The sequence below is a fragment of the uncultured Clostridium sp. genome, assembly GCF_900547735.1.
Lineage (GTDB): Bacteria > Bacillota > Clostridia > Lachnospirales > Lachnospiraceae > Otoolea.
The window spans coordinates 1-21,252 of the sequence record NZ_URHZ01000090.1; the positions used below are offsets into that span (position 1 = coordinate 1).

Below are 21,252 nucleotides of genomic sequence, written 5' to 3' on the forward strand. Positions count from 1 at the left end.
ACCCTCCCACTCCCCCGTCCGCCGTCTTACAGAGGCGTCCTCGCATCTCAACTAACTCCCCCTCTATCTCCTTGCCGCCTTATCAATCGTCTTCTCAATCACCTTTACGTTCTTTTCCCCCAGCTTCTCCCGGAGAGCGGCCAGAAGTTCTTCCTTCGCCTCCACATTCCAGTTCCGCGGAAGCGCCTTTTTGGCTTTTTCCTTTCCCAGATAGACAATCACCTGGTCGCTGCCCTCATATCCCCTGAGCATATTGAGGAGTTCCTGCTCACTGGAAAAATACGTTTCCTTATCGGGGTACTGAAGCCACACTTCCCTTGGGACGGCGTCAAACGGGACTACCTGTTCGCAGATCAGCTTCCCTACCGGATCATCGCCGATGGACGCCTTGCCGGTAATAAATATCTTGGCGTCCTGCTCCAGGAACTGCCGTTTCTTTTCGTAATCCCTTGGGAACACAAGGACTTCCACGCTTCCGGCCAGATCCTCTATCGTCACAAAAGCCATCATCTTATTATTTCTCGTGGTTTTTACCGTCTTGGCCGTCACCATGCCGCCGATGGTCACAAATGCGCCGTCCCTGATTTCCGCCTCACCGGTCTCCTCATCTACAATAAAGTCGGAGGTCTTGGCCGTCACATTCTTCTCCCACAGGCCGATATAGGCCTCCATGGGATGGCCGCTGATGTAAACGCCCAGCATTTCCTTCTCAAATGCCAGAAGTTCCTCCTTGGTATATTCCCCGACATTCGGGAACGTAATCTGGAAATCTTCCTTTTCCTCCTCGGCCACGATGTCAAACATGGACATCTGCCCTTCCATGGAATTTTTCTTTTCCTTGTTCTTCTGGTCCAGAAGCTGGGCCGAAACAAGGAATTTCTGTTTTCTCGTACCGGGCAGCGAATCCATGGCGCCCGATTTGATAAAGCTTTCCAGCGTCCGCTTGTTTACCTCTTTGCTGCTCATCCGGTCCACAAAGTCTTCCAGGCTCTTATAAAAACCTCTCTCCTGGCGCTCCCTCACGATCTCCTCCACAACGGACTGGCCGATACTCTTGATCGCGGACAGACCGTAGCGGATGGAACCGCCGGAAACGGAGAAACCGCCCTCTCCCTCGTTGATGTCGGGAGGCACAATCTTCATTCCCATCTGGCGGCAGGCCATAATATACTCGGACACCTTGGAAACGTTATCCTTGACCGACGTCATAAGAGCGGCCATGAACTCAACCGGATAGTAATATTTCAGATAGGCGGTCTGGTAGGAGACTACCGCATAGGCCGCCGCATGCGACTTATTAAACGCATACTTTGCAAAATCTATCATCTCATCATAAATGTGGTTTGCCGTCTTCTCGTCGATTCCGTTGGCAATACAGCCCTTAACGCCTTCCTCCTCATTGCCGTAAACAAAGTTCTGGCGTTCCTTCTCCATGACGGAGCCTTTTTTCTTCGACATGGCGCGCCGCACCAGATCACTTCGTCCGAGCGTATATCCGGCCAAATCCCGAACGATCTGCATTACCTGCTCCTGATATACGATACAGCCGTAAGTCGGCGCCAGAATCGGCTCTAACTGCGGGCACTCATAGGTGATGGACTGCTTGTCGTTCTTTCCCTTTAAGTATCTCGGGATAAAGTCCATCGGGCCCGGACGGTAGAGGGAGATACCGGCTATGATGTCTTCCAGGTTCTCCGGTTTCAGCTCCTTCATGAAGCTCTTCATACCGGAGCTCTCGAGCTGGAATACGCCGTCGTTCTTTCCCGTTCCGATGGAATTCAGCACGTTCTTATCATTATAATCAATCTCGTAGAGATCGATTGTCTTATTGCATGTCCTCTCGGCCAGACGGACCGCGTTCTGGATCACCGTCAGGGTACGCAGGCCCAGGAAGTCCATCTTTAAAAGTCCAAGCTCCTCCAGCGTCGTCATCGTAAACTGGGTCGTGATGGAACCATCGGCCGCCCTGGAAAGAGGCACATACTCGTCCACCGACGCCTTACTGATTACAACGCCCGCGGCATGCATGGAAGTATGCCGCGGAAGTCCCTCCAGCCTCCGGCTCATGTCGATCAGGTATTTGACTTCCTCATCCTCCTGATAGGCATTGCGGAGATCGGGGCTGGCTTTTAACGCCTTGTCCAGCGTCATTCCCAGGTCACCCGGAATCATCTTGGCAATTGAGTCGCACTTGGCATAGGGCATATCCAGCACGCGTCCTACGTCGCGGACCACACCCTTGGCGGCCAGCGTACCGAAGGTGACAATCTGCACCACCCTGTCCTTACCGTATTTGCTTACCACGTAATCAATGACTTCCTGCCTGCGCTCGAAGCAGAAGTCGATATCGATATCAGGCATCGAAACTCTCTCCGGGTTCAGGAAACGCTCAAAGAGAAGCTGATAGCGGATGGGATCAATATCGGTAATGCCCAGGCTGTACGCCACAATACTTCCGGCCGCGGAACCGCGCCCCGGTCCGACCATGATGTCATGTACTTTTGCAAAATGGATAAAATCCCAGACTATCAGGAAATAGTCCACGTATCCCATGGACTTTATGACGCCCAGCTCATATTCGAGCCTTTCCTTCAGCGTCCCGTCGTCGTCCGGGTAATGTTTGTTAAAACCGTCAAAGCAAAGCTTCTGCAGGTATTCCCATGAGGTATATCCCTCCGGTACATCGAACTGAGGCAGTTTCGTCACACCGAACTCGATTTCCACGTTACAGCGTTCGGCTATCTTATGGGTGTTGTCCAATGCATCGGCGGCGTATGGGAAGATGTTTCTCATTTCCTCCTCCGATTTTAAGTAAAACTGGCCGCCCTCATACCTCATTCTGTTTTCATCGGCCACCTTTTTCCCCGTCTGGATACAGAGGAGTATATCGTGTGACTCCACATCTTCTTTATAAATGTAATGGCAGTCGTTTGTAGCGGTCAGCGGAATATCCAGTTCCTGGCTCATGCGTAAAAGCCCCTGGTTCACCGTTTTCTGGGCCGGTATCCCGTGATCCTGAAGTTCCAGAAAGAAGTTCCCCTTTCCGAAAATCTCCTGATACCTGAGGGCCGATTTGCACGCCTCCTCATACATCCCGCGGGAGAGGTAACGCTGCACCTCACCGCCCAGGCAGGCGCTGAGGCAGATGATTCCCTCGCTGAACTGGCTTAACACCTCATAATCAACTCTCGGTTTATAATAAAAACCTTCCACAAAACCTTTTGAAACAATCTTCATCAGGTTCTGATAGCCCACATTATTTTCCGCCAGGAGAATCAGGTGGTAGTACCGATCCTCCCCGTTCACATTCTCACGATCCAGACGCGAGCCCGGCGCCACATAAATCTCACAGCCGATAATCGGCTTAATGCCCACTTCCCTGGCCGCCCGGTAAAAATCGATCACTCCGTACATAACACCATGATCGGTGATAGCCAGGCTGTCCATTCCCAGCTCCTTGGCCCTGGCCGTCAGTTCCTTTATCTTACTGGACGCATCCAGCAGACTGTATTCCGTATGCACATGCAGATGAGTAAATGCCACTCCCCTGTTCTCCTTTCCCGCGGCGTTTCCGATGCAGCCCCCTGCAGGCCGTACGCCGCTGATTTAAAAAGGCTGCTGCAATGGTTTCCCTGCAGCAGCCCCTACTGTAAAATTAACTGTTCGTCAGATATTTTTCTATTCCTTCAATTGCCGTATCTTCATCCTCGCCGTCGGCCCGCACCATAACTTCATCTCCCGCCTGCAGCCTGAGAGTCATCATGCCCATGATACTTTTGGCATTGATATTTTTATCTCCGTCTATCAGATAGATGCTGCTGGCATACTGGCTGGCAACCTGAACCAGCATAGCGACTGGTCTTGCTTCCAGACCTGATTCAAGTTGAATTGTGATTTCCTTACTCTTCATAATATCCTCCTCATCTTCCAAAAGAACTTACGCCATCGCTTTCTTCCTTATACCTGTTCCTTCTGTGCTCTCAGGTTCTCTGCGATTGTACTGATCTTTCTAAGCCGATGGTTTACTCCGGATTTACCCACCTGGGGATCCAGACTCTCTCCTAATTCCTTTAGCGTCGCATCCGGCCTGTCCAGCCTGACCTCAGCAATCTCTGCCAGTGTTTCCGGCAGATAATCAAGACCCACTGTATCCCGGATGTACGTAATATCCCCCAACTGCTTTACAGCAGCCGAAACTGTTTTGTTAATATTGGCCGTCTCGCAGTTCACCTGGCGGTTCACACTGTTTCTCATCTCCTTCAGAATCCTGATATTCTCCAGATCCATCAGGGCTACATGTGCTTCCATCACGCCAAGAATCTCCACAATCTGACTTCCTTCTTTTATATATACCACAAAATACTTCTTCCTGACAACTATTTTCGCATCAATTGAGAAAGTTGCTATCATGGCTCTGAGCTGTTCCGCCTTCTCCACCGAAGCGCAGACAATCTCAAAATGATAAAACTTTTCCGGATCACTGATGGATCCCGCCGCCAGAAATGCTCCTCTGATAAACGCCCTGCGGCAGCACGGATTCTGGACAACCAGATTCTTCACTACGGATAAATTTTCCCAAACTTCCCCGTGTTCATCCAGAAGCTTGCAGGCCTCCAGAACGCGGATCGCGTCTTCGTGTTTCCGTATTACCACCGTATAAGTCCTGTTCTTTTTCAGGAAAGCGTTTCTCCGGATAGAAATATCAGTTCCTATATTAAATGCTTTTTTCAATAATGTAAAGTATTTTCTCGCAACCGCCACATTTTCCGTGTGGATACGGATGCTGTAATGATCCTCTTCATCAATGTGAACTTTGCCGCACAGGCTTAAAATAGCGGCAATTTCCGCTATCTGGCAGTGTCTGGCAGAGCTGATCTGCCGTGACAGTTCCTCTTTCACGCGGGAAGAAAATGACATCTCTCCACCTCTATTTCTTAACCTTACTATCGTTTTCAATGTCCCTGTGTTCTATCTTAAGTCCGATATCCCTATGGCTTTCAAGTTTATCATACAGCATGTTTGCGATGGTGACGGAGCGGTGTTTTCCTCCGGTACAGCCGACGGCGATGACCAGCTGGTTTTTCCCCTCCTGAACATAGTATGGCAGAAGAAAGCCAATCATATCATAAAGCTTATCAAGGAAAATATCGGCAGTTCCTCCCTGCTTCACGAATTCCTGAACCTCCTCCTCGTTACCGGTCAGGTAACGAAGAGCGTCGTCATAGTAAGGATTCGGCAGGAAACGGACGTCGAAAACGAGATCCGCATCGGAAGGAATTCCATATTTAAATCCAAAACTCAGCACTGTCACAAACAGGCTGGAAAATCTTTCATGATCCACAAAAATTTTCTCAAGTTCCACCCTCAGCTCCCTTGTCAGAAGCTTGCTGGTATCCAGTATGTAATCCGCGCGTATTTTTAAAAACTTCAGCTTCTCCCTCTCTTTGGCAATCCCGCGGTCCAGCCGCTGGGTGCCTGCCAGAGGGTGTGATCTCCTTGTTTCCTTATATCTCTTAATCAGGATTTCATCGCTGGCATCCAGAAACAGAATCTCATAGGGAAATTTAAGCCGATCCCATTCGCACAGCGTCTTTTCAAGTTCGCACAGCTCCTCACCGCTCCTGACGTCGATTCCCAGCGCGCCGCTTCTGATATCTCCGCTGCTGCTCTCCACCAGCTCGGCAAACTTGCCGACAAGCGGAATCGGCAGGTTATCAACGCAGTAGAATCCCATATCTTCAAGCATTTTGAGAGCCGCTGTCTTCCCTGCTCCCGACATTCCGGTAACAATTACAAGCCGCATTTTTTTCTCCTTCTGTCGTTCCTGTGCATCGCGAAGCGTGTTATTGGCCATGAGTGAACAGGATCACTCCCAGCCTATCATACGTACTTCCGTCTCCAGGTCTACCCCTGATGTCTCTTTCACTTTCTTCTGCACTAAACGGCACAGGGAACGGATATCTTCCGCCGTAGCCTCCCCGCGGTTGATGACAAAGCCGCAGTGCTTCTCGGAAACCTGTGCGCCGCCTTCGCGGCAGCCCCGCATTCCCGCATCGTCTATCAGCTTTCCGGCAAAATACCCGGCCGGCCTTTTGAAGGTGCTTCCCGCACTCGGATATTCAAGCGGCTGCTTATCGCGCCTTTTTTTCGCCAGTTCGGCCATCTTTTCCTGAATTTTCTCCTTATCGCCCTTCTTCAGGGAAATAACGGCGGAAAGGACGATGTATTCCCTCTCCGGGATACAGCTATGGCGGTAGCCCAGATCCAGTTCATCCCGGGTGAGCGTAAGAATCCGGCCCGATTTCTCCATGACCCTGACCGACTTTAAGACATCCTTCATCTCTCCGTCGTAGGCTCCGGCATTCATGACCGCCGCGCCGCCCAATGTTCCGGGAATTCCGGCTGCAAATTCAAAACCGGTCAGCGAACGCTCCATTGCCTCTTTGGCAATCCTGGAAAGCAGCGCACCTGCGCCGGCCGTAATCTCACACGGCTCATCCTCCCGGATCTCCGAAAAGCTCTCTCCCATCAGAATCATGACGCCGTCATAGCCTTTATCACTGACCAGAAGATTGCTTCCGTTGCCTAGTATATAATACGGCATCTGTTCCTCCCGGCAGAGAAGAAGCACATTCTTCAGCGCCTCATCACCGGCCGGCGACACGAAATAGGATGCCGGTCCTCCCACGCGGAATGTGGTATGTCCGCTCATCATCTCGTCTTTTTTCGCCTGGCCGTCTCCTGCCGCCAGACAAAGTCTTTCAAAAAAATCATTCATGTTATATCCTGCCTGTTTTCTGTTTTCAATCTTTTCTCGCGAGGTTGGCCTGGACGCGGTTGTAAAGCTCCCTGGCCGCATTATACCCCATCTTCTTCTGTCTGTAATTGACAGCCGCCGATTCCACGATAATGGCAAGATTTCTGCCGGGACGGATCGGAATGGAATGGCAGACTACCTTGTTGCCGAGGAATTCCGTATACTGGTCTTCCATCCCAAGTCTGTCATACTCTCTCTCTCTGTCCCACTCTTCCAGTTTGATTACCATGTCGATGGACTGGGTATCCTTAACGCTCTCAACACCGAACAGTGTTTTCACGTCAATGATACCTATGCCGCGAAGTTCAATAAAATGCCTGGTGATGTCGGGCGCTGAGCCGATGAGCGTCTCGTCGCTGACGCGCCGTATCTCCACCACGTCGTCGCTGACAAGGCGGTGTCCCCTCTTAATCAGCTCCAGGGCGGCCTCGCTCTTGCCAATCCCGCTCTCTCCCATAATCAGGACGCCCTCACCGAATACGTCCACCAGCACCCCATGGATGCTGATCATCGGAGCCAGCTTGACATTGAGCCAGCGGATGATTTCCGCCATCAGATCCGATGTCGTCTTCTCCGAAACCATGCATGGAACCTCATAGTGGTTGCAGAGCTCCAGCACATCCTCATCCGGCATCATGCCCCGGCTGTAAAGAAGGCAGGGAATCTGGCTGGAAATCAGGGCGTCATAAACCTCATGGCGGCGCTCCGCCGTCAGCTTATCGAGATAAGCGTGCTCCACATACCCGATAATCTGGACGCGGTCCTTGTCAAAATGGTCAAAAAATCCGGTCAGCTGCAAAGCCGGACGGTTTACATCCGGATGCACCAGCACAATCGCGTCGGTATCCAGCTCCATTGTCATATTTCGAAGCCCCAGTTTCTCTATCAGTTCCGTAATCGTAACTCCATACATGGTCCTCATTCTCCTTCTCTGTGGCATTTTTTCAGAATTCTGCCGCTCACGCCGTGTACGGCAGCTATGAAATCTTTCCTTTATCCTATCACAACTTTTACCGCTTGTCATCAACTGCGGCAGGACGGTTCCGCTTCCCTCCCCGTTCCTGTTTTACAGCCTGCACAAAACAGTGTGCGGCGGACTAAAAACCGTTTCACTTATTCTTCTCCGTGGAAGAAATTATATACGGCCTCGGCTGCGTTCCGGTTCATCTGCGGCGCTCCGGCCAGTTCCTCGACTCCCGCGTCCCTGACCGCTTCAATCGTCTTAAAATGACGCATCAGCGCTTTCCGTCTGGCGGGTCCGATTCCCTTTATATCATCCAGAACGGAGCGCACCTGTTCCTTGCTGCGCAGGCTCCTGTGATATTCAATCGCAAAACGGTGGGCCTCATCCTGTATTCTTGTAATCAGCCGGAATCCCTCCGAATGATGATCGATCGGTATCTCCACATTGTTATAATAGAGTCCCCGCGTCCTGTGGTTGTCATCCTTGACCATACCGCATACCGGAATCACGATCCGCAGGCTCTCAAGCACCTCCAGGGCAATGTTTACCTGTCCTCTTCCGCCGTCCATCATGATCAGGTCCGGAAATCTGGTAAAGCTTCCGAAGGCCGCATCGCCGCCCTCCGCCTTCAGTTTTTCCGCCTCCTCCAGTCCGTGTGAAAAACGGCGTGTCAGCACCTCTCTCATGGAGGCATAATCATTGGGTCCTTTAACAGTTTTTATGCGGAACTTCCTGTAATCATTCCTCTTCGGCCTGCCGTCTTCATAAACGATCATGGAACCGACCGACTCAAAACCGCTGATATTGGAAATATCATAGGCCTCTATCCTCTTGACGCCTTTTAAACCAATCCATTCCCCCACCTGGTTCATGGCCCCGATGGTGCGCAGTTCCTCCCTCTTAATCTTCTCTTTATCCTGGGAAAGAACCATTTTCGCATTCTTTTCGGCCAGCTCCACGAGCTGTTCCTTGCTGCCCTTCTTCGGAACAACGATTTTTACCTTCTGCCCTCTTCTCGATGTCAGGAAACTGCTGATGACCTCCTCGTCCTCCAGCTCCTCCTGCACCCAGATCTCATGCGGAATAAACGGTGTCCCGGCATAGAACTGTTTGACAAAGCTGTTTAAAATCTGCCGGTCCTCCTCGGCCGAGGAAATAGACATGTGGAAATGTTCCCTGCCGATCAGGCGGCCGTCCCTGACAAAGAATACCTGGACCACCGCATCCCTGTCGTCCTTTGCCATGGCGATGATATCACGATCATCCATACTCTGGCTGGTAATCTTCTGTTTCTGCGCCACTTTCCTGACGCTGCCAAGCAGTTCCCTGTACTCGATGGCCTTCTCAAACTCCATCTCCTCCGAGGCGGCCATCATCCTGTCTTCCAAATATTTCATCACCGGTTCATACTTCCCGCCCAGGAAATCCAGGGCCCGTTTTACGGACTGCTGGTATTCCTCCTGTGAAATATAACCCTGACAGGGGGCGTCGCACTGGTGGATATGGTAATACAGGCAGGGCCTGTCCTTCCCGATGTCCTGGGGCAGCTTTCTCGTGCAGGTCCTGATATGGTAAATCTTATGGATCAGCTCAATCGTGTCCTTAACGGCCCCGGCGCTGGTAAACGGTCCGAAATATTTATTCTTATCTTTCTTCATAATGCGGGAAAACAGGATCCTGGGATAATCCTCCGCCACCGTCACTTTGATGTAAGGATAGGTCTTGTCATCCTTCAGCATGGTGTTGTAACGGGGCCTGTGTTCCTTGATCAGGTTGCACTCTAACACGAGCGCTTCCAGCTCCGAGTCGGTCACAATATACTCAAACCTGGCAATCCTCGACACCATCTGCTCTATCTTGGACGTCTTGTTCCGGCTGCTTTGGAAATACTGGCGCACGCGGTTTTTCAGGCTGATGGCTTTTCCCACATAGATAATTTCGTCTTTTATGTCATGCATAATATAAACTCCCGGCTGGGCCGGAAGTTTTTTCAGTTCTTCTTCAATATTAAACATTTTCTTATCCCCGGCGCAGTCTGGATGCGTCGTATCTCTGCTGCATTCTCAGATACTGTTTCAATCCGTCAAGCTGCTCCTCGACGGTCCCGTCGGACGGTTTCGCGTCCAGGCACAGGCACAGACTGTCTACCTCTCTCTGCCCTACCCTGCCCTTCATCCGCTGAAGGATGGCGAGCCGCTCCTCAAAAGACTCCGTGTCCAGAAACTCTAAAAGCATCGGGCTGACGGCAGCCTCCTCCGGTCTGGTGTACGGGTGCATTTCCCTGTCCGAAACCGGGTTTTCAGCCGTCCCTGCGGCATGATTCGGGGCATCCTGTCCCTGTCCGGGAAATACCCGCTCGAATCTGTATTTCTGCACAACATCCGGATATTTGCTTCTGTCCACCTCTTCCATAAACATGGCAAGCGGGCGGACCCAGACGCTGTAATCTCCGTAGAGCGCCTGGTAAACCACCATCTTTTCACCGGTCTCCGAGTGGTTTGCCACCGCCATGATCTGGTACATTTTGTTTTTAAAGTGTCTGTAAAATTCACCTGGTTTTGGAACTGCATTCATTGTTCAAGTCCTCCGTAATGATAGTTGTTTGATGCATTCCACAGAATCCATTCCTCGTATCCCGCATCGTATACGGCCTGGATCTGCCTGCGTATCTCTTCGTTGCCATATTTAATGTGATGTTTCAGATAAGTCGCCGTAAAGTCCTGGAGCCACGGACGGACAATTGCCTGGCGTTCCTCCTCAGGATAGGTTGAAAGCTCGGCCTCGGACTTCTTGAGCGCCCCGAGAATTGTCTCGTAGGGATGCATATCCGGGTGATCCAGCCCGAAGTTGCCGTCACCGTAGTGGGACGGGTAAATCATCGGACAGATATAATCCAGGTTCTGCGCCATCTCGCCGTAAATCTGGCCTACCGCGCCGGCGTCCTCCTCGCTCCCGATGATTGCGCCGAAAACATCGGCGGATACGAATACTCCGAGAGGCGTCAGCTTGTCAAAGGCATATTCGGTAAACTCTGCAATGATATCCGTCTTGGAACGCCCTTTCGTCTCCTCCTCGTCGAACACTACCTCGCGCATCGTGGAGTCGGTGGCAAAACGGATATAGTCAAACTGTATCTCATCGAAACCGGCATCGGCCGCCTTCGTCCCCGCTTCCACCAGGTAATCCCAAACTTCCTGTCTGTATGGGTTTACCCAGGCCAGGCCTTTTTTATCCCTGTAGAGGGAACCGTCCGCCTTTTTCAGGCTCCACTCCGGCTTTTTCTCCGCCAGATAGGGATCTTTAAAGGCTACAATCCGGGCTATCGTGTAAATATCGTGTTCTTTCAGTTTTTGAAGCAGTGCTTCCAGATCCGGAATATAAGCTTTACATGCGTCTATCTCGCTGAACATCTCCGAATCCGTGGGCGCGGTAATGCGGCCGTCGTCGTTTTTGAAATCTATGACTACCGCATTCAGTTCCGTCGCATCGATCTGCTTTATAATATTGTCCATCATCTTTTCGTTCCCTGCCACGTAGGCGGAAACATAGATGCCTTTTACTTTTACGGGTTCGCGCTGATCAAGGAGATCATCCCCGTCGGTAATCTTAAGAATCTTCTCAAGCTTGACCGCCAGCGGACCCTTGGGAACGTTCTCCCCGTTTTTGGAGTTTTCCGGTGTCCGGTCTGCCCGGCCCTGCTCTCCATCGGCTCCTGTTTCAACGGAGCCGCCTTTTACGGCATCACTGCCCGATGCAGGATTTCCCGCCGCGCCGGATTCCGTCTCTTCCTGGACGATATCCGGCATTTCCGCCGGGTTATACCGTGTGCACCCGGTCAGCAGACAGGCGCACATGCTTAAAATCAGCCACTTTCTCATCACTTGGTTCCCCTGTGCTTCTGTTCTAATTCGAGGAGCTTTTCTTTAATCGGCAGTCCTCCGCCGTATCCGGTCAGGCGGCCGTCGGCGCCGATTACTCGGTGGCACGGCACAATGATCGGGATTGGATTATGGTGGTTCGCCATGCCGACCGCACGGCCGGCTCTCGGATTTCCAATTTTGGCTGCTATCTCTCCATATGTGGTTGTCTCTCCGTACGGAACCGTAAGAAGCTGATCCCAGACCTGTTTCTGGAACGAGGTTCCACGCATCGAGAGCGGGATGTCAAATGTCCTTCGCGTTCCGGCAAAATATTCTTCCAATTGGCGCTTTGTCTCCAAAAGCAGTGGTGTCTCCTGTTCTACAGACTCCGCCTGACGGCCGGCCTGGAAGGTTTTCGGTTCTTTAACAGCGAATGATATCTCGGCTAAGGCATTGTTTTCCTCTGCAAGGAGGAGCGGGCCGATCGGGGTTTCGATTTGGATTGTGTATCGCATGGGGGAGACCTTCTTTCTTGGAATGAGGGGGTGGAAGGGTGACTGGGGTGGGGCGGGACAAGATGCCCGGTAAAGGTGTTTCTGGATTCCAGGGATGGAAAATGCCGGGATCGCATTTCACTACTGGGCCGGGTGGTGAGTCAGGAAAGCTCCGCTTTCCTGACTCACGGGCTTCGCCCTGTGGACAGAGAAATAAGTAAGTTCCCGAACGGGAACGAGCTCCCGTTCGGGAACTTACTTATTTCTCTGTTCACCCGGCTCATTGCCTACGCGCATATTATACCACCCTCCCCCCCACCTTTTCCAGCCCCAACTCGTTTTTCTATCACTTTCTATAACTTTTCCGCCGTTTTCCGCACTTTTTTTAACTTTTTTCATTTTCCCCCTACTCAAATCCTCTTTTTTGTAGGATAATAGGATGGGTTTGTATTTTAAAATATTACTTATAGATAAGGATGGGACGTTATGAAATTAGGTTTTGACAATGACAAATATCTGAAGACGCAGTCGGATCACATCCGCGAGCGTATTGATCAGTTTGGGGATAAGCTTTATCTCGAGTTCGGCGGGAAGCTGTTTGATGATTTTCATGCTTCCAGGGTTCTGCCGGGATTTGCTCCCGACAGTAAGCTTCGGATGCTGCTGCAACTGGCTGATCAGGCTGAGATTGTAATTGCCATCAGTGCTGCGGATATTGAGAAGAATAAAATCCGCTCTGATCTCGGCATTACTTATGACGTGGACGTACTCCGCCTCATCCAGGCTTTTACGGATAAAGGGCTCTATGTGGGCAGTGTCGTGATTACCCACTATTCCGGGCAGGCCAGCGCCGACACATTTAAGAAGAAACTGGAACATATGGAAATCCGTGTTTACCGCCACTATACGATCGACGGTTATCCCGGCAATGTGCCGCTGATTGTGAGCGATGAAGGGTACGGTAAGAATGATTACATCGAAACCTCCAAACCTCTCGTGATCGTGACCGCTCCCGGGCCGGGAAGCGGGAAGATGGCTACCTGCCTGTCTCAGCTTTATCATGAGAATAAACGCGGCATCAAGGCCGGTTATGCCAAATTCGAGACGTTCCCAATCTGGAATATTCCGATTAAGCACCCGGTTAACCTGGCTTATGAGGCTGCTACCGCAGATTTGAACGATGTCAATATGATCGACCCCTTCCATTTAGAAGCATATGGGGTGACAACGGTCAATTATAACCGCGACATTGAAATTTTCCCGGTGCTCAGCGCTATTTTTGAGGGAATCTATGGAGATAACCCTTATAAGTCTCCAACGGACATGGGAGTGAACATGGCCGGAAATTGTATTTTTGACGACGAGGTCTGCTGCGAAGCTTCCAAACAGGAGATTATCCGGCGCTATTACCAGGCTTTGAACCGCGTTGCCAAGGAAGAAGGCAGCAAGGAGGAAGTTTATAAGATTGAACTTCTGATGAAACAGGCTAAAATCTCCACCGAGATGCGTAAGGTGGTTCCTGCCGCCCTGGCCGAGGCCGAGAGGGAAGGCGCTCCCGCTGCCGCCATCGAACTGCCGGACGGAAGGATAGAGACAGGCAAGACGTCCAACCTGCTGGGCGCCTCCGCCGCTCTTCTGCTCAATGCAGTAAAGGCCCTGGGGAATATCCCTCACGGCACGCATCTGATTTCACCGACCGCCATCGAGCCAATCCAGAAGCTGAAGGTCGATTATCTCGGCAGCAAAAACCCGCGCCTCCACACGGACGAGGTCCTCATTGCCCTCTCCATGTGTGCCGCAACCGACAAAAATGCGCAGATCGCCCTGGAACAGCTTCCCAAGCTGAAACACTGCCAGGTCCATACCTCCGTCATGCTGTCGGAAGTTGATATCAAAACCTTCCAGAAGCTGGGAATCGGACTTACGTCGGAACCTGTATATGAACATAACAGACTGTACCATTAAACTTTATAAAACCGGACGGCGTCATGGAACTGCCGGATGAATTAAAGAAACAGGCCCGAATCACATTCAGGCCTGTTTTTTTTAATCCTCTGTTCCGGCTTTCAATTGCCGTTGTATCTTTAAACTTCCGTCCTATCTTTAAATCCCTGTTCTAATTTTAAATTTCTCTTGTCTCATTCTCTGCCGCCGGTGTGTCCGAACCCTCTGTCTCCGGTTCGTTCTTTCCGTTTTCTGCAACAGTCTCCGTCTCCCCGCCTGCTTCCGGTCTGTCGGAAGCTTCCGTCTGCCGTGTGTTTTCGGCCGTCTCAACCTCTTCTACGCTCCCGGCATTTTCAGCCGGTTTTGTATCAGACGCCACATCCGGTGCATCTGTTTTGCTTTCACTGCCGTCGGCATCGGCTGCTTCACTCTTTTTCTCCTCCGGCTCAGGAAGTCCCTTCACCTTACGGAAAATCTGCATAAATTCTTTGCCCGTGATCGTCTCCTTCTCAATCAGGAAAGCGGCAATCTTATCCATAACATCCCTGTTTTCAAGAAGAAGCCTCTTAGCCTCCGCATAGGAATCCTTGAGAATGCCCATAACCTCCTGGTCGATCTCAGCCGCCGTCACATCACTGCAATTCAGTACGGTGCGGCCGTTTAAATACTGGTTTTCTCTGGTTTCAAGGCCCATCAGGCCGAATTTCTTCGACATACCGTACTGGGTGATCATGGCTCTGGCGATTCTCGTAGCCTGCTCGATATCATTGGATGCACCGGTCGTAACCGTATCGAATACGATTTCTTCCGCCGCACGTCCTGCCAGATATCCGACCAGCATGGCGCGTATCTCTTTCTCCGTATTGAGGTATTTCTCTTCCTCGGGAACGTGCATAACATAACCGAGTGCGCCCATTGTCCTAGGTACAATCGTAATCTTCTGAACCGGCTCCGCATCCTTCTGAAGGGCGCTCACCAGCGCATGGCCTACCTCGTGGTAGGAAACGATACGGCGCTCTTCCTTGCTGAGAATTCTGTCCTTCTTCTCCTTGCCCACTAATACTAACTCCACGGCCTCAAACAGATCGCTCTGGGCAACCGCGTGTCTGCCGTGCTTAACGGCCGTGATGGCCGCCTCGTTCATCATATTGGCCAGGTCGGCGCCCACCGCGCCTGAAGTTGCCAGTGCAATCTCTTCAAAGTTAACGGATTCATCCAGCTTCACGTCTTTGGAATGAACCTTTAAAATATTGATACGGCCCTTTAAGTCAGGTTTATCCACGATAATACGCCTGTCAAAACGGCCCGGACGTAAAAGCGCCGGATCGAGAATCTCAGGACGGTTTGTAGCCGCCATGACAAGAAGACCCTTGGAGGAATCGAATCCATCCATCTCGGAGAGAAGCTGGTTCAAAGTCTGCTCCCTCTCATCATTGCCTCCGAGACGTGAATCACGGCTCTTACCAATGGCATCCACCTCGTCGATAAAAATAATACACGGTGCGGACTGCTGCGCCTGTTTAAACAGATCGCGGACACGGGAAGCTCCGACGCCGACGAACATCTCCACAAAATCGGAACCCGACAGGGAATAGAACGGTACTTTCGCCTCGCCCGCTACCGCCTTGGCAAGAAGTGTCTTACCGGTTCCGGGAGGGCCCACAAGAAGAGCGCCCTTGGGCAGCTTTGCACCAATCTTCGTATATTTACCGGGATTGTGGAGGAAATCTACAATCTCGGTCAGGGATTCCTTGGCCTCATCCTCACCGGCCACGTCCTTAAATGTAACTCCCGTCTCCTTCTGGACATAGACCTTGGCGTTGCTCTTTCCAACGCCCATCAGACCGTTGCCGCCGCCCATCCGGCGCATCATGAAGTTCAGGAGAAGAACCATCAGACCAATCGGCAGCACCCATTCCAGAATCAGCACGATAATGCTGGCCGTCGCATCCACCTGGGCCTGTTCATACTGGGCTACACCGGCCTTCTCCAGCTTCGCCTGGAGATCCGGGTCAGACATTGGAATTGCATAATACTCAATTCCAATCAGTCCGCCGTACTTGCTCTGGCTTCCGGTGTATTTCTTGGAATCCTTCTTAGGGGTAATCTGAATCTTGTTGCTGCTTACGACAACCGACTCCACTTCCCCATCCTTTAACATCTGGTTAAATTCACTGTAGGGCACAAGCTGCGTCCTGCTCTGCTGCCAGAGATTATGCATCGCGCTGACACAGAGCAATGTAAAAATCATAGTAATGATAAGAACCATGTAATTTTGCCCGCCCTTGGGATTCTTACCATTCTTATTCTGGTTGTTATTGTTATCCATATGTGTTCTCCATTCCGAATAGATATTACAATCCGCCTGATAGCCCCCGCTGGATGTATTCGTGCACACTCAGATGCTCACCGGGTCCGGCAGACGCCAGGCCATGCTCTTTATGGCCTGAGTGCATCTCCGCCGCCAGACATATGCATGGTTTGATTATGGCAGAGACAGCTCGATCTATTCTATACCATTATAGTGTGACATTCCTTATAAATCAAGAACTGAAATATTAAAATGTTATAAACAAAATAATTGTTTTTGGTGCAAATTTCCCCTGTTTTCCTTTATCCCCCTGCTTATCTGTGATAAAATGGATTTGCAGGGTTATAAATGACAAACCAAAGCAGAATTGCCTGCCGCCGGGCGGTAAAGACTATGACTGTACACAAGAAGCGGAAAGGTCTGTTTTTTCACCCTTCCTTCTGTTTCCGGCCTCCTGAACGCGGCCGGTATTTATGTTAATCGATTATCAGCTAAAGATGAGGTAAATTATGTTAAATCACGTAATCCATGGCATTGAACCCGTATTCGACAGCCATTCCGCAATTTTAATTCTCGGCTCCTTCCCTTCCGTCAAATCGCGGGAGGCCCGTTTTTTCTATGGACACCCCAGGAACCGCTTCTGGCCCGTGCTCGCGGCCATCCGCAAAGAGCCGGTTCCCGTCTCCGTGGAAGAGAAAAAAGCATTTCTGCTCAGGAACCGGATTGCCGTCTGGGATGTAATCGAGAGCTGCGACATCGAAGGTTCCAGCGACAGCTCCATTAAAAACGCCGTCCCCAACAACCTGAACCTGATTCTTAAAGCAGCACCTGTGAAACAGATTTATACAAACGGCGGCGTTTCGGGGAAGCTCTATGATAAGTACTGTCTCCCTCTAACCGGGATGGAAGCCGTTAAACTTCCCTCCACCAGTCCTGCCAATGCGGCCTCATCGCTTGAAAAACTCATTTTGTCATGGGAATGCGTCAATCGTCATCTGCCTCTATTTTCCTGACATAGTTTTACCCGGTCTTACCACAATAATACTGAGGTGAGAAATATGGAAAAAAATTATAAGGCAGACGGCAAGGCCGATGTTACCGCCGACAAAACCCCCGAATTCGATGAGAGTGAGACCATGTTCGATCTGGATATCTGCTCCGCCACCGACTGCACCGGCCTGATTCCGGCCATGCCGCAGTCCGACAGCGAGATTACGTCTTACGAACAGCTCTACCACTTCCTGCCGAGGGCAACAAACAAGAGTGATAAAGACTAATCCCCACTCCCCCATTTAAAAAGACGGCGAAAAGTCCGCAATGCGTTCTTTTCGCCGTCTGTATTTCAAAACACAGCCTGAACCAGCACCATATATAAAACCGTTCCCGCGCCAATACTCAAAAGAGAATTCTTCTTCCATACATGGAGCGCCGCAACGGCCGCAGATGCAATAAATTCGGGCAGTCCAAAGGGCCAGGCAAACAGTGTTACACCCTTCAGACAGTATACCACCAGAAGCCCCATTGTGGCATAAGGCAGTGTCTGTCCCAGATATTCCACATATTTAGGCATCTCTTTCCCCTGGGGAAACAGTAAAAACGGAAGAAATCTCGTAATCACCGTTCCGGCCGCCATCGCAATCACGATCCATAAAATATAACTGTCACTCATTCTCTGCTTCTCCCCTCTTTCTTATATCCCGCGGTCACCACAAAAAGAATTGCAATCATCGCCGGGATGATAAACGCATCCTGCCCGAATATCCACAGGCAGAGCACAGAACATGCCACTCCTGCCAAAGCCGGGCCATGCTTTTTCTGCGACATCCACTGCTCCGTAAATATCACGACAAAGAGTGCGGTCAGCGCAAAATCCAGGCCTGCCGTATTAAATGTAATGACGCTTCCTGCAACCGCTCCGATGAGCGTCCCCAGAACCCAGTAGCACTGATCCAGAAAGGTCAGCAGAAAATATGCCCTTTCCTCGTGGATTCCCTCCGGAATCTTCTCATTGCATACGACGGAAAACGTTTCATCCGTCAGTCCGAAAATCAGATAAGGTTTGGCTTTCCCCATATTCTGATACTTTCCCAGCATGGAAATTCCGTAAAAAAGGTGGCGCGCATTGACCATCAGCGCCATCAGAAATGCCGCAAGAGGGCTGACCGCGGCCAGAAGCAGATTGATCCCCACATACTGCAGGCTCCCCGCATATACGATAATACTGATCGCCAGCGCCCAGCCGACTCCGAACCCATTGACACTCATTAAAATTCCATAAGCCGTCCCTAAAAATATGTATCCGACCATGACAGGCACCGTCTTCGGAAATACATAGCGCAGTGTGCTTCCCTGTTCTTTTTCCATACTCTGTTCTCTTCCGTCATTCTCCCCGTTCATCTTTTCATCCCCGACACTTTATTTTTCATTCCGATACTGTTATACTGTGGTTACTGTTCACAGGTCTTATGCCCAAGCTGTTTTCGTACAGAACATTCCCGCCGGTATAACTTGAAATTATATTATAGTTTTTAATTTTATCCGCGATTAATAATTATGTCAATAGGAGTATCGAAAATGAAATCCGACTTCAACCATTCATTCCGTTATGAATCCTGCAATTTCTGTCCGCGTGGCTGCGGGATCGATCGTTTTAAACATACGGGCTACTGCAAGAGCCCTGCAAATATCACCGCGGCCAGGGCGGCTCTCCATCAGTGGGAGGAACCCTGCATCAGCGGTATCCGCGGAAGCGGCACCGTGTTTTTCACCGGCTGTACACTCCGGTGCTGCTTCTGCCAGAACTACAGAATCAGTTCCGAAGGTTTTGGCAGGGAAATATCCACCGGCCGCCTCGCCGAAATTTTTCTGGAACTTCAGGCACAGGGCGCCCATAATATCAATCTGGTGACCGCCACCCAATACCTGCCCTCCGTTCTCGACGCGCTTGCCTCCGTAGAAGGGGAGTTGAGGATTCCCGTCGTCTACAACTGCGGCGGCTATGAGACACCGGAAACCATAGATGCTCTGTCCAGGTTCGTCGACATCTGGCTCCCGGATCTCAAATATTTAAGTCCCGTTCTTTCAAAAAAGTATTCCCAGGCAGAAGACTATTTTGAAGTCGCTTCACGGGCCGTCGGCCGCATGATCCGCCTGGCAGGCCCTCCGGTATTCGAAGAATATCAGGAGCCGGACACCGGCCGTGCCTGCCGGCTGATGAAAAAAGGCGTTATCATACGCCATATGGTTCTGCCCGGACATAAAGATGATTCCATCAGCCTGATGCACTGGATCCGCCGGAATCTGCCGGAAGGACAGTTCCTGATCAGTCTGATGAGCCAGTATACCCCCTTTTACAGAAGCGGTGAATATCCCGAAATCAACCGGCGAATCACAACATATGAATACCAAAAAGTTCTGGATACCGCCATAGAGCTTGGCCTGACCGATGGATTCATGCAGGAAAAAAACAGTGCGAAGGAAGAATACACACCGCCCTTTGAACTGGAAGGAATTTAACCGGGCGTAAAAACTGCCCCCGGAGGTGAAACTTATGTCTTTCGGTGCTGTGAACACCCTGGGGAACCTTAAAAGCGAATCATAAGGATAATCTGTATGGAAACTTGCTGAAAAATTGAAAATAAACGCAGAAGGAAAGCGGATAAGCTGGAATAGTCCTGATAATAATTGATGAAATCATAAGAAATGAAAGTATTAATTTCAATCCATGTTCCCGCGAGGGGAAAAAAAGCAAAAACATAGAAGTGGGTACCGACTACTTAATTTCTCATCGATACCCACTTCAAACTATTTCGTCCATTGGTTTTTACCTCTCTTACATCTACCAGTGACATCTATATGAAATTTTTTACCAACAACCTTTTTATTTATTTATCAAACTTTTCTTTCACATATCGTATCTATTATCTTCTCCGAATACTCTTCTTTTTAATAATACTTTCTCGTCATATTACTAAACCGACTCTTTTTCTTCGACATTTATATAGATTTTATCGTTTGACTTTTTATTTCTTTTCTTACTTCTTTTTTAAAGGTTGTTGTTTTTCCTATGCCTGATTTAAAAAGATAAATCAGACGAGTTTAACTGTTTTGGTGGACCGTACCTCCTTTACTTAGATTTGGTTCTTTAAAAGATTTTTTATTTCTTTTGATGTCTTTATTATAGCCATCGGCAAGTGTTTTGTCAATACTTTTTACAGTTTTTGTCCTATTATTTTATATTTATACCATTGTAAGCTATTATATTCTATTATTTATAGTGCATTTTCTCTATATTTTTAGAATTATTTATTTTTTTCAGTATTATCAGACTATCGCATCATTGCCGTCTCCTTACTCGTACGCGTTTTACGCTGCACGGTCCGTTTCTCCCCGGATCGCCTCAATAAAGCCATCGCATAAAAACGTTCTTTTAAAAAATCGAGGAAGCAGAATTAATTAAAAAAGCGTCTTGTAAATTTTCTTTCCTTCCGCTATAATGAGTAATACATTTGGGAGATGCATTCCAAAACCTCCTGATGGGTGGTCTGCCGATACCCGAGCAGCACGATTAACACTTACAGCACTTTCCAATTTTCTATCAGTATTATCTTTTTTATATCTATATTTTGTAATCCCTTTATTTCCGTTGATTTTGATACTATGATCATAACGCTTTTTTCAGGTAAACCATATACATAAGCTGTCCCCCGCCTTTGTACATGGGAAGAGGGAATGGACGGCATATCGCACGAGTCCGACAGTCATGAGCTTATATTTATCTTTATAAAATAGGGATTTAATTGAGGAGTGAGAACGCCGCCGGGACGGTCGGGGTTCGGGATGGTGAGAGGGAGGTTATGAGT

At 49.9% G+C, this 21,252-nt stretch carries 17 protein-coding genes; 4 read left to right on the forward strand and 13 right to left on the reverse strand.

What is annotated here, in order from left to right; translation table 11 throughout:
• Window positions 1–63: 63 nt before the first annotated feature.
• From QZT18_RS20620 to QZT18_RS20665, 10 genes are all read right to left on the reverse strand, one after another.
• Entirely contained in the window at window positions 64–3,543 is a 3,480-nt protein-coding gene (locus QZT18_RS20620; protein WP_294151011.1) for a DNA polymerase III subunit alpha, read from the reverse strand.
• Window positions 3,544–3,655: 112 nt separating this feature from the next.
• Window positions 3,656–3,910 carry an HPr family phosphocarrier protein gene (locus QZT18_RS20625; RefSeq protein WP_294151012.1) on the reverse strand — a complete coding sequence of 85 codons (255 nt, stop codon included), beginning with the start codon at window positions 3,908–3,910 and terminating at the stop codon, window positions 3,656–3,658.
• Window positions 3,911–3,957: 47 nt separating this feature from the next.
• Complete coding sequence (whiA, locus tag QZT18_RS20630; RefSeq protein ID WP_294151013.1) at window positions 3,958–4,917, reverse strand: DNA-binding protein WhiA; 960 nt, start codon at window positions 4,915–4,917, stop codon at window positions 3,958–3,960.
• A gap of 10 nt (window positions 4,918–4,927) precedes the next feature.
• Window positions 4,928–5,803: an RNase adapter RapZ gene (gene rapZ, locus QZT18_RS20635; RefSeq protein ID WP_294151015.1), complete on the reverse strand. Its 876-nt coding sequence runs from the start codon at window positions 5,801–5,803 to the stop codon at window positions 4,928–4,930.
• Window positions 5,804–5,866: 63 nt separating this feature from the next.
• Entirely contained in the window at window positions 5,867–6,778 is a 912-nt protein-coding gene (gene murB, locus QZT18_RS20640) for a UDP-N-acetylmuramate dehydrogenase (RefSeq protein ID WP_294151016.1), read from the reverse strand.
• 25 nt (window positions 6,779–6,803) lie between these two features.
• Window positions 6,804–7,730, reverse strand: coding sequence for an HPr(Ser) kinase/phosphatase (gene hprK / locus QZT18_RS20645; RefSeq protein ID WP_294151017.1), 927 nt, complete (start codon window positions 7,728–7,730; stop codon window positions 6,804–6,806).
• Window positions 7,731–7,930: 200 nt separating this feature from the next.
• Window positions 7,931–9,796: an excinuclease ABC subunit UvrC gene (gene uvrC / locus QZT18_RS20650; RefSeq protein WP_294151019.1), complete on the reverse strand. Its 1,866-nt coding sequence runs from the start codon at window positions 9,794–9,796 to the stop codon at window positions 7,931–7,933.
• A gap of 4 nt (window positions 9,797–9,800) precedes the next feature.
• On the reverse strand, window positions 9,801–10,355 hold the full coding sequence (locus QZT18_RS20655; RefSeq protein ID WP_294151022.1) for a DUF1653 domain-containing protein: 555 nt from the start codon (window positions 10,353–10,355) through the stop codon (window positions 9,801–9,803).
• Entirely contained in the window at window positions 10,352–11,659 is a 1,308-nt protein-coding gene (locus tag QZT18_RS20660; protein ID WP_366925939.1) for a putative glycoside hydrolase, read from the reverse strand. The genes QZT18_RS20655 and QZT18_RS20660 overlap by 4 nt, the downstream gene beginning before the upstream one ends.
• Entirely contained in the window at window positions 11,659–12,156 is a 498-nt protein-coding gene (locus QZT18_RS20665; RefSeq protein ID WP_294151027.1) for a methylated-DNA--[protein]-cysteine S-methyltransferase, read from the reverse strand. The genes QZT18_RS20660 and QZT18_RS20665 overlap by 1 nt, the downstream gene beginning before the upstream one ends.
• A 465-nt stretch (window positions 12,157–12,621) precedes the next feature.
• Here QZT18_RS20665 and QZT18_RS20670 point away from each other — a divergent pair, with 465 nt between their 5' ends.
• The gene (locus tag QZT18_RS20670; RefSeq protein ID WP_294151029.1) at window positions 12,622–14,100 is read left to right on the forward strand and encodes a DUF1846 domain-containing protein; all 1,479 of its coding nucleotides are present in this window, start codon (window positions 12,622–12,624) and stop codon (window positions 14,098–14,100) included.
• Window positions 14,101–14,257: 157 nt separating this feature from the next.
• Here the strand turns inward: QZT18_RS20670 and ftsH are convergent, their stop codons facing one another.
• Window positions 14,258–16,408 carry an ATP-dependent zinc metalloprotease FtsH gene (gene ftsH, locus QZT18_RS20675; protein ID WP_294151031.1) on the reverse strand — a complete coding sequence of 717 codons (2,151 nt, stop codon included), beginning with the start codon at window positions 16,406–16,408 and terminating at the stop codon, window positions 14,258–14,260.
• Window positions 16,409–16,899: 491 nt separating this feature from the next.
• Here ftsH and QZT18_RS20680 point away from each other — a divergent pair, with 491 nt between their 5' ends.
• Both QZT18_RS20680 and QZT18_RS20685 read left to right on the forward strand, forming a co-directional pair.
• Window positions 16,900–17,403: a DNA-deoxyinosine glycosylase gene (locus QZT18_RS20680; RefSeq protein WP_294151033.1), complete on the forward strand. Its 504-nt coding sequence runs from the start codon at window positions 16,900–16,902 to the stop codon at window positions 17,401–17,403.
• Window positions 17,404–17,448: 45 nt separating this feature from the next.
• Window positions 17,449–17,667, forward strand: coding sequence for a hypothetical protein (locus tag QZT18_RS20685; protein ID WP_294151035.1), 219 nt, complete (start codon window positions 17,449–17,451; stop codon window positions 17,665–17,667).
• Between the two features lie 65 nt (window positions 17,668–17,732).
• Here the strand turns inward: QZT18_RS20685 and QZT18_RS20690 are convergent, their stop codons facing one another.
• Window positions 17,733–18,059 carry a branched-chain amino acid transporter permease gene (locus QZT18_RS20690; protein WP_294151037.1) on the reverse strand — a complete coding sequence of 109 codons (327 nt, stop codon included), beginning with the start codon at window positions 18,057–18,059 and terminating at the stop codon, window positions 17,733–17,735.
• Window positions 18,056–18,787 (reverse strand): AzlC family ABC transporter permease, encoded by a 732-nt coding sequence (locus QZT18_RS20695; protein ID WP_366925940.1) that lies wholly within the window; start codon window positions 18,785–18,787, stop codon window positions 18,056–18,058. The genes QZT18_RS20690 and QZT18_RS20695 overlap by 4 nt, the downstream gene beginning before the upstream one ends.
• Before the next feature lie 177 nt (window positions 18,788–18,964).
• Here QZT18_RS20695 and QZT18_RS20700 point away from each other — a divergent pair, with 177 nt between their 5' ends.
• Complete coding sequence (locus QZT18_RS20700) at window positions 18,965–19,906, forward strand: radical SAM protein (RefSeq protein WP_294151039.1); 942 nt, start codon at window positions 18,965–18,967, stop codon at window positions 19,904–19,906.
• Window positions 19,907–21,252 lie beyond the last annotated feature (1,346 nt).

Excerpts from the sequence above, each read along its gene's own strand:
- QZT18_RS20685 (WP_294151035.1), top strand. The coding sequence starts at position 17,449 with ATGGAAAAAAATTATAAGGCAGACGGCAAGGCCGATGTTACCGCCGAC.
- hprK (WP_294151017.1), bottom strand. The coding sequence starts at position 7,730 with ATGTATGGAGTTACGATTACGGAACTGATAGAGAAACTGGGGCTTCGA.
- rapZ (WP_294151015.1), bottom strand. The coding sequence starts at position 5,803 with ATGCGGCTTGTAATTGTTACCGGAATGTCGGGAGCAGGGAAGACAGCG.
- QZT18_RS20670 (WP_294151029.1), top strand. The coding sequence starts at position 12,622 with ATGAAATTAGGTTTTGACAATGACAAATATCTGAAGACGCAGTCGGAT.
- QZT18_RS20660 (WP_366925939.1), bottom strand. The coding sequence starts at position 11,659 with ATGAGAAAGTGGCTGATTTTAAGCATGTGCGCCTGTCTGCTGACCGGG.
- QZT18_RS20700 (WP_294151039.1), top strand. The coding sequence starts at position 18,965 with ATGAAATCCGACTTCAACCATTCATTCCGTTATGAATCCTGCAATTTC.
- QZT18_RS20680 (WP_294151033.1), top strand. The coding sequence starts at position 16,900 with ATGTTAAATCACGTAATCCATGGCATTGAACCCGTATTCGACAGCCAT.
- whiA (WP_294151013.1), bottom strand. The coding sequence starts at position 4,917 with ATGTCATTTTCTTCCCGCGTGAAAGAGGAACTGTCACGGCAGATCAGC.
- QZT18_RS20695 (WP_366925940.1), bottom strand. The coding sequence starts at position 18,787 with ATGAACGGGGAGAATGACGGAAGAGAACAGAGTATGGAAAAAGAACAG.
- murB (WP_294151016.1), bottom strand. The coding sequence starts at position 6,778 with ATGAATGATTTTTTTGAAAGACTTTGTCTGGCGGCAGGAGACGGCCAG.
- QZT18_RS20665 (WP_294151027.1), bottom strand. The coding sequence starts at position 12,156 with ATGCGATACACAATCCAAATCGAAACCCCGATCGGCCCGCTCCTCCTT.
- ftsH (WP_294151031.1), bottom strand. The coding sequence starts at position 16,408 with ATGGATAACAATAACAACCAGAATAAGAATGGTAAGAATCCCAAGGGC.
- QZT18_RS20655 (WP_294151022.1), bottom strand. The coding sequence starts at position 10,355 with ATGAATGCAGTTCCAAAACCAGGTGAATTTTACAGACACTTTAAAAAC.
- uvrC (WP_294151019.1), bottom strand. The coding sequence starts at position 9,796 with ATGTTTAATATTGAAGAAGAACTGAAAAAACTTCCGGCCCAGCCGGGA.
- QZT18_RS20690 (WP_294151037.1), bottom strand. The coding sequence starts at position 18,059 with ATGAGTGACAGTTATATTTTATGGATCGTGATTGCGATGGCGGCCGGA.
- QZT18_RS20625 (WP_294151012.1), bottom strand. The coding sequence starts at position 3,910 with ATGAAGAGTAAGGAAATCACAATTCAACTTGAATCAGGTCTGGAAGCA.